Source organism: Calothrix sp. PCC 7507 (assembly GCF_000316575.1).
Taxonomy (GTDB): domain Bacteria; phylum Cyanobacteriota; class Cyanobacteriia; order Cyanobacteriales; family Nostocaceae; genus Fortiea.
The window spans coordinates 6,210,841-6,223,829 of sequence record NC_019682.1 but is presented as its reverse complement, the minus strand read 5'-3'; the positions used below and the strand labels follow the sequence as shown (position 1 = coordinate 6,223,829).

Annotated in this window: 14 protein-coding genes and 1 pseudogene; 9 read left to right on the top strand and 6 right to left on the bottom strand. The window is 43.7% G+C overall.

Annotation, left to right across the window (positions count from 1 at the left end; translation table 11 throughout):
• Window positions 1-74 precede the first annotated feature (74 nt).
• The 5 genes and pseudogenes from CAL7507_RS26680 to CAL7507_RS26670 all read left to right on the top strand — a co-directional run bounded on the left by CAL7507_RS26680 (window position 75) and on the right by CAL7507_RS26670 (window position 1,843).
• Window positions 75-341, top strand: coding sequence for a CopG family transcriptional regulator (locus CAL7507_RS26680; RefSeq protein WP_015131603.1), 267 nt, complete (start codon window positions 75-77; stop codon window positions 339-341).
• Window positions 338-463 (top strand): hypothetical protein, encoded by a 126-nt coding sequence (locus CAL7507_RS33525; RefSeq protein ID WP_255348324.1) that lies wholly within the window; start codon window positions 338-340, stop codon window positions 461-463. Before CAL7507_RS26680 ends, CAL7507_RS33525 begins: the two co-directional genes overlap by 4 nt.
• A 12-nt stretch (window positions 464-475) precedes the next feature.
• Window positions 476-634: pseudogene (locus CAL7507_RS33255) on the top strand (type II toxin-antitoxin system RelE/ParE family toxin); the annotation flags it as partial.
• Window positions 635-703: 69 nt separating this feature from the next.
• The gene (locus CAL7507_RS26675; RefSeq protein WP_015131602.1) at window positions 704-1,327 is read left to right on the top strand and encodes a Uma2 family endonuclease; all 624 of its coding nucleotides are present in this window, start codon (window positions 704-706) and stop codon (window positions 1,325-1,327) included.
• A gap of 105 nt (window positions 1,328-1,432) precedes the next feature.
• Window positions 1,433-1,843 carry a hypothetical protein gene (locus CAL7507_RS26670; RefSeq protein WP_015131601.1) on the top strand — a complete coding sequence of 137 codons (411 nt, stop codon included), beginning with the start codon at window positions 1,433-1,435 and terminating at the stop codon, window positions 1,841-1,843.
• A 90-nt stretch (window positions 1,844-1,933) separates the two neighbouring features.
• Here CAL7507_RS26670 and CAL7507_RS26665 read toward each other — a convergent pair whose 3' ends face one another.
• Complete coding sequence (locus tag CAL7507_RS26665) at window positions 1,934-2,530, bottom strand: Uma2 family endonuclease (RefSeq protein WP_015131600.1); 597 nt, start codon at window positions 2,528-2,530, stop codon at window positions 1,934-1,936.
• Window positions 2,531-2,650: 120 nt separating this feature from the next.
• On the opposite strand from CAL7507_RS26665, the gene CAL7507_RS26660 reads away from it, so the two are divergent.
• A complete protein-coding gene (locus CAL7507_RS26660; protein ID WP_015131599.1) occupies window positions 2,651-3,022 on the top strand; it encodes a sulfite exporter TauE/SafE family protein in 372 nt (123 codons plus the stop codon).
• 550 nt (window positions 3,023-3,572) lie between these two features.
• Here the strand turns inward: CAL7507_RS26660 and CAL7507_RS26655 are convergent.
• Entirely contained in the window at window positions 3,573-4,163 is a 591-nt protein-coding gene (locus CAL7507_RS26655; RefSeq protein ID WP_015131598.1) for an NADPH-dependent FMN reductase, read from the bottom strand.
• Between the two features lie 283 nt (window positions 4,164-4,446).
• Here CAL7507_RS26655 and CAL7507_RS26650 point away from each other — a divergent pair, with 283 nt between their 5' ends.
• A complete protein-coding gene (locus tag CAL7507_RS26650; RefSeq protein WP_015131597.1) occupies window positions 4,447-5,604 on the top strand; it encodes a BMP family ABC transporter substrate-binding protein in 1,158 nt (385 codons plus the stop codon).
• A gap of 42 nt (window positions 5,605-5,646) precedes the next feature.
• Here CAL7507_RS26650 and CAL7507_RS26645 read toward each other — a convergent pair whose 3' ends face one another.
• The 4 genes from CAL7507_RS26645 to CAL7507_RS26630 form a co-directional block, all read right to left on the bottom strand.
• Window positions 5,647-6,756 carry an ATP-binding protein gene (locus CAL7507_RS26645; protein WP_015131596.1) on the bottom strand — a complete coding sequence of 370 codons (1,110 nt, stop codon included), beginning with the start codon at window positions 6,754-6,756 and terminating at the stop codon, window positions 5,647-5,649.
• 314 nt (window positions 6,757-7,070) lie between these two features.
• On the bottom strand, window positions 7,071-10,178 hold the full coding sequence (locus CAL7507_RS26640; protein WP_015131595.1) for a PAS domain S-box protein: 3,108 nt from the start codon (window positions 10,176-10,178) through the stop codon (window positions 7,071-7,073).
• 142 nt (window positions 10,179-10,320) lie between these two features.
• Window positions 10,321-11,076: a response regulator transcription factor gene (locus CAL7507_RS31110; protein ID WP_015131594.1), complete on the bottom strand. Its 756-nt coding sequence runs from the start codon at window positions 11,074-11,076 to the stop codon at window positions 10,321-10,323.
• Between the two features lie 164 nt (window positions 11,077-11,240).
• Window positions 11,241-12,152: an RNA-guided endonuclease InsQ/TnpB family protein gene (locus tag CAL7507_RS26630; protein ID WP_369750799.1), complete on the bottom strand. Its 912-nt coding sequence runs from the start codon at window positions 12,150-12,152 to the stop codon at window positions 11,241-11,243.
• Between the two features lies 1 nt (window position 12,153).
• Between CAL7507_RS26630 and CAL7507_RS26625 the strand changes: the two genes are divergently transcribed.
• Entirely contained in the window at window positions 12,154-12,642 is a 489-nt protein-coding gene (locus CAL7507_RS26625; protein WP_015131593.1) for a hypothetical protein, read from the top strand.
• 53 nt (window positions 12,643-12,695) lie between these two features.
• Window positions 12,696-12,983, top strand: a complete 288-nt coding sequence (locus tag CAL7507_RS26620; RefSeq protein ID WP_160166363.1) for a hypothetical protein — start codon at window positions 12,696-12,698, stop codon at window positions 12,981-12,983.
• Window positions 12,984-12,989: the final 6 nt, after the last annotated feature.

Sequence of the window (12,989 nt, the reverse complement as noted above, 5' to 3'; positions counted from 1 at the left end):
GGAGAAAAAGAAAATTTCATCTCCTTCACCCTTTTTTTATAGCTGTATCATAGAAGAAGCTAGGTAGAGCAAATATGAGTATTATACTAACTTCAGAACAGGAACAAATCATTCAAAATTTACTAGCCACAGGCAAATTTCACAATATAGGCGAAGTGATTCAAGCTGCATTATCCCTATTAGAACAAGAAAACCTATCGGATCAAATATGGCTTGATGAAGCTCGTATTCTTGTTGATGAAGGGATAGCATCATTAGAGCGTGGTGAGGGAATTGACGGTGAGACTTTTGTTAATCAACTGTTGGCAAATTTACAACAGGTTAGAGAGTCTGATAAATGAGTCAGTATATTATTTCATTACCTGCTTCTCGTGATTTGCGAGAAATTTCTGAATACTTCGCAGCCGAAAATGTTGAAACTGGGGAACGATTGCTGAAAGAGTTTCATCAAAAATGCAAATAACTTGCTAGCTTTCCTCAAATGGGAAGACAATATGAAACCTTACGTCCTGGCTTACGAGGTATTCCACTAGATGGTTATATAATATCTTATCAAAATATGAACAATGGTATTGAAATTGTCAGGGTTGTTAGCGGCAGACGTAATTTAAAATCGATATTTGAGAATCAATAATGATCAAATTGCTTCGCTGTACATCTTGGTAGCATTGAGTGAAGTACCGTCAGCAATGGAGCGAGAGCGATGTACGCAACCGTCACACAACCATTGACTTTTACAGAGTTTCTTGCCTGGGACGATGGCTCAGGCAGAGAGTTTGAGCTATGGGATGGAATTCCTGTGCCATTATCAGAACCAAATGCCAATCATGAGGATTTGATCCAGAGGCTGTGTGCCTACCTCGAAAATCACTGCCAAGAAAATGACCTGCCTTATGTGTCGCGACAGTCCAAGCAGGTGCGGCTGAAGATAGCACCAGGAGAAAAGGAAAAAAGCCGAAAAGCAGATATTGTCATATTTGCTCAGGAAGAATGGCAACGGATGAAAACTAGCTCTAGTTCTGCTGCTGCATATATTCCACCACCCGGAATCATTGAGGTCGTTAGCAACAACTGGAAGGACGACTATCTGACAAAACTTGCTGAATATGAGGACTTGGGCGTTTCCGAGTACATAATCGTGGATTATGCTGCTTTTGGTGGGATTCGGTTCATTGGCTCTCCCAAGCAACCAACTATTACAATTTACCAACTTGAAGATGCAGAGTATTTACCTCCAAAGGTGTTTCGCGGACAGGATCAAATTGATTCTAGATTGTTTCCTAACATTCCCCTAACAGCTGAACAGATTTTTGCAATGAGTCGGTGATTAGTGGTGAATCAATTCTCCAGTCCCATTTCTGGGAGTGAGCGATCGCTGTGGTAAATTTTTAACAGTGTTGTCTGCTCGCCCCATCTCATCAATATCCACACTATGGAAATCGACCGATTGCAGGAACTCAAGCAAAAACTGACCAATGAAACAGACCTTTCCGATATCTGGTTGTTTTATATGGATCATTTTGCAGATCATCCGGAATTCACTGATCTGGGTGAGCCGGCTCATAATCAATACCTAGATGCTATTCTTCACAAAACTTGCCAGCAAATGTTTGGCGAGGCAATAAAAATTACTGGTTTTTTCCTGATCTACATTGCAAAGTATCGGTTATTTCATGGACCTTTCCAAGTGAAAGGACGTATTGGAGGTGTGATTTATTTCGAGGATCTAAAAATTGGGTTACTTGCCGTGTCAGCAGATTATCCTCCTACCGATGCGGTTAAGTATTCACGTTTTTCTGAGCTGATTAAACTTTCGACACCTAATCCCCACGATCGCAATTGACAGCAGCACAACTTTTAGCAAGTGTGGGAAAGTTGAAATTCTACACCTTTGCGTTGGCAATTTGGGGCAAGAACCTGAGGGGGCGATCGCTTATTTATGGAGTGCCTGTTGAAAAGTCTTGATCGCTTCTACGTGATTCACCATATTGATACAACGCAACAACAAATCCAGATCGATTCCTTTCACTTCCTCACTACTAGAAATCTTCTCATAGTGAAGTGTATTGCTCTCTCCCCGCAGATGATAGACTTCTAAAACGCCATCTTCCCAGAACCACACTTCCTTGATTTTCAGCCGCTTGTATGCGTCCAGCTTGTTGATGCCGCCACTAGAAAACACCACCTCGATCGCCAGATCGGGTAGTATTCTACCAGGAGCAAGTTTATAAGATTTATCTGCCTCTCGCTTGACGGCGACAGTTTCGCTTTCCAGCGTCATTGAGCCAGTGGGAGTAAAGTCAAACCCTGCCATCAGCAGGTAAAGCTCCAACAAAGCACCAAGCCTTTCTTTAACGGTTTCATGGGGTTCTCCAGGCATTCGTCGTATCTCCAGAATTCCATCCAAAAAAGAGAGCCGATATCCTGGACGGTCTAACAATTGCTCAACTGCTTTGAACTCTCTCCAGGTCATTCCCTCAAACAGAAGGGGTGATTCTTTTGGTAGTGTTGCTATCGTTGCTAGGGTCATTTGAATCTCCAGTTGGTTTCCAGATTAGAAATAATCAGGTTTGGAGGGCGATCGCTCATCTTCTTTTATGTTGTCCAATAAAATAAGTTTATAACTTATCAAGAAACTGACAATTTTATCATGTCAAATATAGTCATCCAAATGTTGCTCATCGGTCTCGTGGCAGGTGTAGCTGGTGGTATGTTTGGGATTGGTGGTGGTGCAATTATGGTACCAGCAATGGTGCTATTTATGGGTCTAGATCAAAAGTTTGCTACAGGTACTTCCATTGCCGCCCAAATCTTACCAATTGGTATTTTAGGAGCAGCAGTTTACTATCGTAATGGCAATCTCAACATCAAGTATGCCGTGCTTATTGCCGCTGGTTTAATAGTAGGCAATTTATTTGGGGCATTGTTTGCGAATCAGCCATTTATTAGTAGCGAAACGATGAAGAAGCTATATGGCATCTTTTTGTTACTTTTAGGAGCGCGTTATCTCATCAACAACTAAAAGATTGGTATAGGAATCATATTGGATTTTTGAACAAAGCTAAGTCTTTGTAGGGTGGGCATTGCCTAGGGTGTTGACTTTGTACGAAATTAGCTAAAAATCATCATGCAATTTTTGTGTTTACCACACTCAGTACTGAGTGCTGAGTCCTGAGTCCTGAGTAAATTTAAGTACTGAGTACTTTTGCACTATGGTTAATGCCCTGCCCCGTGTGGGCGGAATCTTTTAATCGGGAGAAGGTTGATACCCCACCCCTCTCCTGTCGGAGACGCGCAAGGGACGTGGGTGGTATTTTTAACTCAGCACTCAGCACTCGGAACTCAGCACTTTTCACCGTAGGGGCATCGGCACTGCCGTGCCCTGATGAGAACGTTAACTACGACTATTATTTTGTATGATGCATTTTGGGCTGAAAACCCTCAGGGTCAACAGCCTAGGCATTGCCCACCAAAACCCGAATCTTTTAGGAGCGCGTTATCTCATCAACAACTAAAAGATTTGTAGCGATTCTTAGATGAGTGAAATACACCAAAGCTAAAGGAGTCAACAACTAAAAACCACTATAGTTTAGCTTCACCAATATTGTTGCGACACTCTCACCAAGCTGCTCAACAGATTTCTGTTGTTTTGCATCTTTCAATGTACCATCAATATTCAAGGCTTCGTAAACTTGTGGCACAGCTATTTGCGCGGGAAGTACCAGAACCTGAATATTTCCTAGGATAGAGCGCAAGTGAACCAATCCCCGCAGTCCACCCAGATTTCCTGGTGAAGCGCTCATAATAGCAGCCACTTTACCTGCAAAAGCAGCTAATGGGGGTTCATTGGGCGATGGACGAGATGCCCAGTCAATGGCATTCTTGAGAACTGCTGTAATGGAACTATTGTATTCAGGCGAAGCAATCAGTAACCCTTGGTGAGAAATTAGCAAATCCTTAAACGCCTGCGCGTTTGCTGGTGTTCCTTCTCTATCTTCCAAGTCTTGATCATAAAGAGGTAGAGGTAAATCGCGCAGGTCTATATAAGTTACCTCTGCACCAGCTGCTTTAGCACCAGCAGCAGCAATTTTAACCAATTTTTTGTTGTAGGAATCTGTGCGGGTACTGCCAGCAAAGGCCAGAATCTTAGGTGTATATGTCATTGGTATAAGTTTAATGTATTTTGGTTGAGATATTAGCAAATTTTACTGTATCTACAATTGTAGAATCGAGTACCTTTTGCTACATTTAGATTTGCTTGATCTGCTGTGTCTGAAAGCGCTGAATTTCAAATAAACTTTTTTCCACCAAAATCTTATTTATTTTTCAGGACGTTGACAGCAAAAATAAAGAGCTAAAATCAGGCCATATAGGCGATGCTAAAATGTGTTTGTCGCTACCAACAATCAAATAACTTTTTACAGTGAGTAAACCAAGTCAATAAAAATGGATCGTCGGAATTTTCTAAAGTATGCAACTTTAGCAGGGTCTAATTTAGCCTTGTCCAACTGTGTTTCAGCCAGAAAACCTAGTTCACAGATTGAGGCATCTCCCACAATATCGCCTGTGGTGGCGAGTGAACCTCTAAAAGTGGGATTTGTTTACATTAGTTCTGTTGATGATTTTGGTTGGGTTTACTCCCATGATTTAGGTCGCAGAGAAATGGAAGCCTATCTGCAAGATAAGGTCAAAACTACCTTTCTGGAAAACGTCAACACAGACACCGAGGCAGAAAGGGTAATTCGTCAACTAGCATTAGACGGTAACAAGTTGATTTTTACAACTTCCTTTGGCTACATGAACCCGACAATAAAAATAGCCCAGGAATTTCCTCATGTCATCTTTGAAAATTGTACGGGATATAAGCGGGCTGCCAATGTTGGCACTTATTTAGGACGCTTTGAAGAAACTCGATATTTAACCGGGATGATTGCCGGCAAAATGACAAAATCCAACATTATTGGTTTTATCGGGACATTCCCAATTCCTGAAGTTATTCGTGGGATAGGTGCGTTTACCCAAGGATTACGAACAACAAATCCCGAGGCAAAAGTTCAAGTACTTTGGGTGCAGAATTGGTATAATCCGGTTAAGGAAAGGGAAGCAGCACAGGCTTTAATCAATTTAGGTGCAGATGTGCTAACACAACATACTGATTCTACTGCATCTGTGCAATTGGCAGAAGAAAAAGGCATTTATGCTTTTGGTTACAACACTGATATGAGCAAGTTTGCTACCAAAGCACACCTGACGGCAGCAATTAATAGGTGGGGTAAATTTTATACAGATACAGCTTTGGCGGTTATCAACGGCACATGGAAATCACAAGCGACGTGGGATGGTATTGCCAAAGGAATGGTAGATATTTCCCCAATGAATCAAGTAATTCCTGCCGAGGTGCAACAATTAATCAACGCCAAGCGTGAGGAGTTTATTCAGGGTATTAGCCATCCTTTTGATGGGCCAATAAAAGACCAGCAGGGGTTGGTGCGAGTACCAAAGGGGAAAGTACTCGAAGATCCCAAACAACTAGTGATGGATTGGTATGTTGAAGGAATTGAAGGTGCGGTTCCTCAGAAAAAATACTCGTCTATGCTCTTTTAATTTGTATAAAGTGTATCTAGCGGTGAGAAAAGCCAGTCATTGCTATAGCGATCGCCACACTGGATTTACTTGTGGTAGTTTGACAATGAACGTTGACCCACAACCCACCTGACTATCAACTGTAATTTCTCCTTTGTGGAGTTCTGCGGCTCGTTTGGCGATCGCCAAACCCAATCCTGTTCCTCGCAGCTTACCTACATTCCTGCCACGCTGAAATGGCTGAAACAGATACTCTATATCTTCTTGTAAAATGCCAATCCCCTGATCCTGAATTTCAAAATAAATGGCTTCATCTGTACCATAAAGCCGGATCTGAATCGGATTGGCATCCGGTGAATACTTGATGGCATTGCTGACGAGATTATTGAGGAGATGCCAAAGCAGCTTTTGATCGACACTGGCGTAGATATGGTCAGGGTTGTAAGCAAAAGTGATATTGTGCTGTCTATCTGGGTGACATTGCCAAGGTTCGATTAATGTGCGGCAGAACTCGACAATATCAGTGATTTCCGGATTAAACAAAGTTGTATCATGGTTTGTCTCTCCCATCATTAACACGTCTTCAATTAATTGATTCATCCGCTCAGTTGAAGATTGGATGCGCCCAAGTAGTTGCTGTTTCTTTGCTTCATCAATGGGGTAACGACTATCTCCTAGCATGATGGTCGAAAGTTGGATGACTGAGATGGGATTACGGAGTTCGTGGGAGAGGATGGAAAGATAATCAAAGGAACGGGAGTTTGTGCTATCGATGATTGCACTTTTTTCCGCTAATTCTGCGTGATGTCTCGCCACAGCAATTTCAATGTTGGCTTTTAAAGCATTCTGGTTAAATGGTTTAAGGATATAGCCAAAAGGATACGTGCGTTTTGCCCGCTCAAGGGTCGGAGCATCTACATAAGCAGTGAGATAGATAACTGGAATGTGAAAGCGATCGCATACCTGCTTGGCGACAGAAACACCATCCTGTTCTCCCTTGAGAACAATATCGACTAAAACTAAATCGGGCTGAATTTCAGCAATTTGCTTTAGGGCAGTTTCCGCACTCGCTGCAATGCCAACAACACTGTATCCTAACTTACCGAGATACCCTTCAATTTCTCTAGCAACTAAAATCTCATCTTCTACAATGAATATCTTTGTGTCTACCATAGGTTTTGTCCGCTAGACACTCTTTAAGGTGACTTTTACTTGAAGGCACCAAGGAAATCACGAGTTAAAAAGCTTGACTGTAATTTTAGTATAAATTGTGCTAAGGCAAGTATAGAAAAAAACAGCAATTTCTTATTTGAATTTAAGAAATCTTCTTAGGGACATGGATTGAATAATCTACAACTTTTGTAGGGTGCGTTAACGAAGTAACGCACGATCTTGATCTCATGGGCGGTGCGTTGCGCTTCGCTATAACGCACCCTACTAAACTAAAATTTTGTACTTTATTTAATCCACATTCCTTAATACATTGTCTAAAATCGCTGTCCATACTCCAAAGCTGAAAAAGTCAAGCGAAATAGGGTGCCATTGGTACGCTCAAGCTCTAAGTTGCCCTCAAGTTGCAGAACCAGATCGTAGGCAATCTTCAGTCCCAAAGATTTCAACTTCTTGAGGTTCAAAGACTCCGGGATACCAACCCCATTGTCCTGAATTGTCAGAATATACTGGGAGCCAGATGGAGGCGGTGTTTTGGGGGAGAGTGGTAAACCTTGTAATGTGGATAAAGTTGACTCTGGTGACAATACTTGTTCTAGAGTGATGCAGATTTCTCCCTGGCGATCGTTGGGAAAGCCATGCTTAATGGCATTGGTAATTAGTTCATTGAGCAACAACCCACAAGGCATTGCCGTTTCCAAGTTGAAAACAACAGGTTGCAGGCGAAAGCGGAGATTAATTTGATCCTGGCGAATGCTACAGAATGCTAAAATGCTGCTAGCTAAACGCCGCACGTAGTCATGGAAGCTGATCCGGCCAAAATCACCCTGTTGGTAGAGGGTTTCGTGAATTAGCGACATGGCTCTTAGACGATGGCGTGTGTCTTCTAACGCCGTGGAAACCGCTGGATGGTTCGTCGCTTCAGTTTGCAACCACAGCATTGAGGAAATTACTTGCAGATTATTCTTGACTCGGTGGTGAATTTCTTTGAGCAAAACTTCTTTTTGGGTTAACTGATTTTCTAATTGCCTATAGAGACTGGCTTTTTGACTCGCAATGCCGATTTGTAACCCCAGTTGTTTGAGTAGGTTGATTTCATACGGTTGCCATTGACGAGGTACATGGCACTGATGGACAATCAGCAGACCCCAAATTTGATCGGCTTGCAGAATAGCCACCGCTAAGTTTGCGCGCACCTGGATTTGAGCCAGAAATTCGGCATAACAGGGAAGGATGTCTGCGGATTGTGTATCATCGCAAACAGTGATGTGACCCTGACGATAGCGTTCTGCCCAATCTTGATCAAAACAGGGATCTGCGATGGTTTGTCCCAAGAGAGACAATTCAGTCTGGGAAACAGCTTCTAGCTCAATGAGGACGTTGTAATCGCTATCAAAGCGGCAGATGAGGGTACGATCGCACTGCAAAAATTGTTGAATCTGCTCGAGGCAGGTTTCCAGAACTTCGTTTAACTGGATAGATTGATTAATAGTTTGGGCAATGGTTGCTAACAGTTGGTTGGCTGCGGCTTGACGTTGCAGACGCACTTGTGCGCGTTTGCGTTCGCTCACATCCCGCGCACTGGCGAGAATAACTGGTTTTCCATTCCAGATGATGCGGTTGAGTGTAATATCAGTATCAAATAATGACCCATCAACGAGTTTTTTTGTTTTCCATTCAAAATTAATCGTTTCTCCAGCTAATGCCCTCGTCCAATAATCTTGGAGGAGATGAAAGGGATTATCCGGCGCAGAATAGTCATCGACAATCGAGAGTTTTAGCACCTGTTCTCGATCCAACCTATGGTGTTCCAGCACGCGATTATTCACATCTAGCAGAGTTCCATCCACGTCATGCACAAAGAGCATACTGCTGACGTTGTTGAAGATAGTACGTAGGTTCTGCTCAGAAATTTGCAGGGCGGCTTCTGCGGCTTTGCGATTGGTAATATCCTCGGCGAGTCCAGCAATCCGGTAAATCTGGCCTTGGGGGTTGCGAATCGGGAAGGAGCGATCGCTAATCCAGCGAATTTCTCCATTTGGACGGATAATGCGGTATTCCATTTCCCCTGCACAGCGTTCTCGGAGCATGGATACTTCGGTGATGACGCGATCGCCATCTTCTGGATGCACCGCATCTAACCAGGCGTTTGCGTTTTGATAAAGCGTGTCTACGGGTTGTCCCCAAATATCTGCATAGCTGGGGCTGGTGTAGAGGATCTGTCCGTCTGTATCTTCAATGCAAAAGACATGGTTGATATTTTCGGCTATCTGGCGGAATTTTTCTTCGCTCTCCTGTAACGCCGCAGTCCGTTCCTGCACCCGTTGTTCTAACTCTTGATTCAGGTTTTGCACTTGTTGATAAAGATTTGCCTGCTGAATGGCGATCGCCAACTGATCGGCAACCCGACGCGCTAAATCAATCTCATCCTCAGTCAACACCAGCGGTGGTGGCGATTTATGACCTGCTAGCGCTCCCCAGACGACCCCATTCACTTCTAGGGGAAGGATTAACCAGCCACAGGGAACTTTAGAAACCGCTTGAGCGATTTTTGGGTTAACTGGATCGGTCAAGGTGCGTGCGTCCTCAATTACCAAGAGTTCTCCTTGTTTCAACCGTTCAGCAATCGGATTATCCTCATCGCTAATCTCAAGTTTCAAGGCTGGTACACTCTCTGGACTTTGGAGATACTCCGCCAGAACTGTCGAACACTTTCTCTCTGGCAAATCTTGAATGATTGCTGCCCCATCCATTTGTAACAGTTCAGTGAATTCTTGGGCGGCGGTTGTAAAAATTGTCTTCAAATCCAGGGAGTTGCGAATTGTCTGAATGACTCGGTTCAAAGCTTGCTCTTGGCGAGTTTGCCGTTGTAGGGCAATTTCGATGCGCTTGCGATCGCTGATATCCATCACCGTTCCGGTTATGCATACAGGCTGATTATTTGCGTCATAAAAAGCTTGCCCATTACACTCAATCCAGTGAATGCTACCATCTGCCCAGACGATGCGATATTCGTAGTGATAAATCTGGCGTTTCTGGATGGTCGTTTGCACCGCCTGCTCTAGCACCTCTCGGTCATCAGGATGGACAAAATGCAAAAAAGTTTCATGCTTACCATCAAATGTGCCGGGAGCCATGCCAAAAAGCTGTTCAGTTTCCACTGTCCATTTTATTTCTCCGGTAATGAGATTACAGTTCCAAATACCCATGTTAGCTGCTTGCAGAGATAGTTGCAGTCTCGCTTCGCTTTCCTGGATTTGACGCACGGCTGTATCAGAAACAGTGCTGATTTGTCTCATGCGCTGCCACACTATGCCCAGGAACCCAGCGATCGCCATGCCGAGGAAATATAGGCTTTCTGAGTTTTGGGTAGTCGTCAATAAAGCGATCGCCACTACTGTAGACAGAACAGCTACTAATACCATTTTGGATTTTAGATTTTGGATTGGAAATTGCTTTGCCTGTCTGGTGACAAACCCAGTTTTAACATCATAGTTACCTCCTGAAAGTTCCCTAAAAGCCTTCCAAAAGCCAGGAGTGGTGAGTTATTCCTGCCCCCTGCCCCTCCTAAAAGTGCCGAAATTGTTTAGGCACAACCCCCACAATTCGCTTGAAGTGAAGTGCGAGGTGACTGGGATTGGCGAATCCACATTCGATCGCAATCTCAGTAATTGTGAGATCGGATTGTCTTAAGAGGTGTTTTGCCCGTTCTACACGCTGCTGAATCAGATACTGGTGAACTGATTTTCTCATGGATAGTTTAAATAGTCGCGCAAAGTAGTCAGTCGTCATGCCAACTTCATTTGCCAATTTCTCCAAGCTCAACTCTTGGTTCAGGTTGTCTTGAATATAACAAAGGATGATTCGGAGCTTACTAGGTGGCAGTCCGCCCACCCCAGATGTGAGAGGAAAAGTATCTGTGGGAGTTATCGATGGCTTATTCCTCTCCATCTGCCACCGGCACAGCGCTAGCTCAATAGCAACGCGCAAATCTTGTTGAGTAAAGGGTTTTAGCACATAGCCAAACGGATTAGTTTGTTTTGCCTGTTCCAGGGTGTTGTCATCAAAGTAGGCGGTAATGTAAATCACTGGTATCTGGAAGCGATCGCCAATTTCTTCTGCAAGCTTGATTCCATCTTGACTCCCTTGCAGGTTAATATCCATCAGTACCAAGTCGGGCATACTCTCAGTAACCTGCTGAACCACTGTATTCGTTGTTACAGCAATGCCAACCACTTCATACCCCATTCTGTGTAAGTGGCTTTCAATTTCCCTGGCGACTAGGATTTCATCTTCTACTATCAACATCCTGGCACTTGCCATTCACCAAACTCCTGCTGATTGACCTTACTCTGTGCTAAGTTCAGAATATACATTGAATTTTTCTTGTCCAGTTACTTAGTCTTTACACATAATTCAACAGCAACTTTTAAATACAGCGTTTGTGACATACTCCCGACGCTGCCCTGCGGGACAGCGCGGGCTTCTCAGTGACTCCCGGCAACCCGTCGGACATTAACTGAGCTTTGTAGGACGGGATGCCCCGCCGCCCTGTGTTTTATATTTCGCGCTGCGTTGTGGTCGCGGTCGTAACTAGCACCACACTGGCAACTGTGCCATCGGTCAGCAAGCACTTTGGGAACTGTCGCCCCGCAGTCAGAACACTCTTGACTTGTGCCGTTAGGGTTTACCGCTACTACCAAACACCCAGCACTTGCAGCCTTGGTGTTCAGAATTTGTAGAAATTGACCCCATCCGGCATCGGTTATGGACTTGGCAAGCATAGACTTTGCTAGTCCTTTGATATTCAGGTCTTCATGTGCAATAACCTGAGATTTAGTTAATAACCATAAGGCAGTTTTATAATGAAAATCTTTGCGTTGGTTAGCGACTTTTAGATGAGATTTTGCAACACGTTTGACCGCTTTTTTACGACGATTTGACCCCTTTTTCTTGCGAGATAACTGACGCTGTAACCGCTTTAATCGCTTCTCGGCTTTGCGGTAATGTTGGGGGATTTCTATTGTTTGATTATCGCTTGTGACTAAGAAAGATTTCAGTCCCATGTCGATACCCACCATGTTATCTGGTATGGGCGTGACATCAGTTGTCAGGCTAGGAACTGTCACATCTTCAAGGCTGAGACTGATATACCATCCGTCAGCTTTGTGGCTAATTGTCGCGGCTTTGATTTTGAAACCGTCCGGTACGGGACGATGCAAAATCATTTTTAGCTTACCGATTTTGGGTAGCTGGATGAATTTACCCTGTATGTGTTCTGGTTTGATGGGGTCAGGAAACGTCAACGAACGGTAACGCCCTTTACCTTTGAACCGTGGACGACCAGACCGTTTACCATTGCTATCACCTTTTAACCACAAAAAAATTGGTAATAGCATTATGTCGAAATTTAAGTTCAAAACGCAAGCGAGTATTGCTGTTGCAATGTCACTCGCGTTGCAAGTTCCAAGTTTTTCACGCCCAGTCCATGCAAATCCGGCAATACTTGCACCTGCCGCATTTTGTGCTGGTACAGCAGGTATTGGTTGCGTATTAGTTGGAGTTGCTGTCGTAGGTGGTACTGTTTACTACGTTTGGCGTGCCAGCAACGGCAAGCATTATGCAGCAGACGCATCTGGCAATATTAGCAATTCTGAAAGGTTGATTGGAACTAAAAAGCCGTTACCGTTGCAAAGTCGAGCCATTTCTGGAATTGAAGCAGCAAAAAGAGGAAACGCTCATTGGGTTGCAAGTGATAATCCGCAGCTTTGTTACAAGATGGCAAAGAAGTATGGATGGAAAGTTAAAGCACATCCACCAGCGCAAGGGGGTGGGATATGGTGCATATTTCATAGAGAGCAAACTGACTTTGGTGGAGGAAATAACTAATGAACTTAAGTGAATTTAAAGAGTGCGTAGAAGATAGCTCTTTGATAATATTCATGTCACTAGATAGAATAATTATTTCTTCTGATGATCCATTAGTGGGAGAAGGAAACTGCTCTATTCTTTTGAAGAGTGAAGTAGATTTTCAAGAAAAGAGAGAATACCCCAAGCCTGGAGACAGGTTAGATAATTACCATGTCAACAGAGAAACGGGTGCTTGGCACACAACACCTTCCCACTGGGTTGTTTGGCGGGTTGAGGTGTTTAATTCTGCTGATGAAAACCAAGTAATGCGAGAAGTGGTAATTGCTTGGTGCAAGAAAGAATCTGTCACACAAAACTAGACTTTT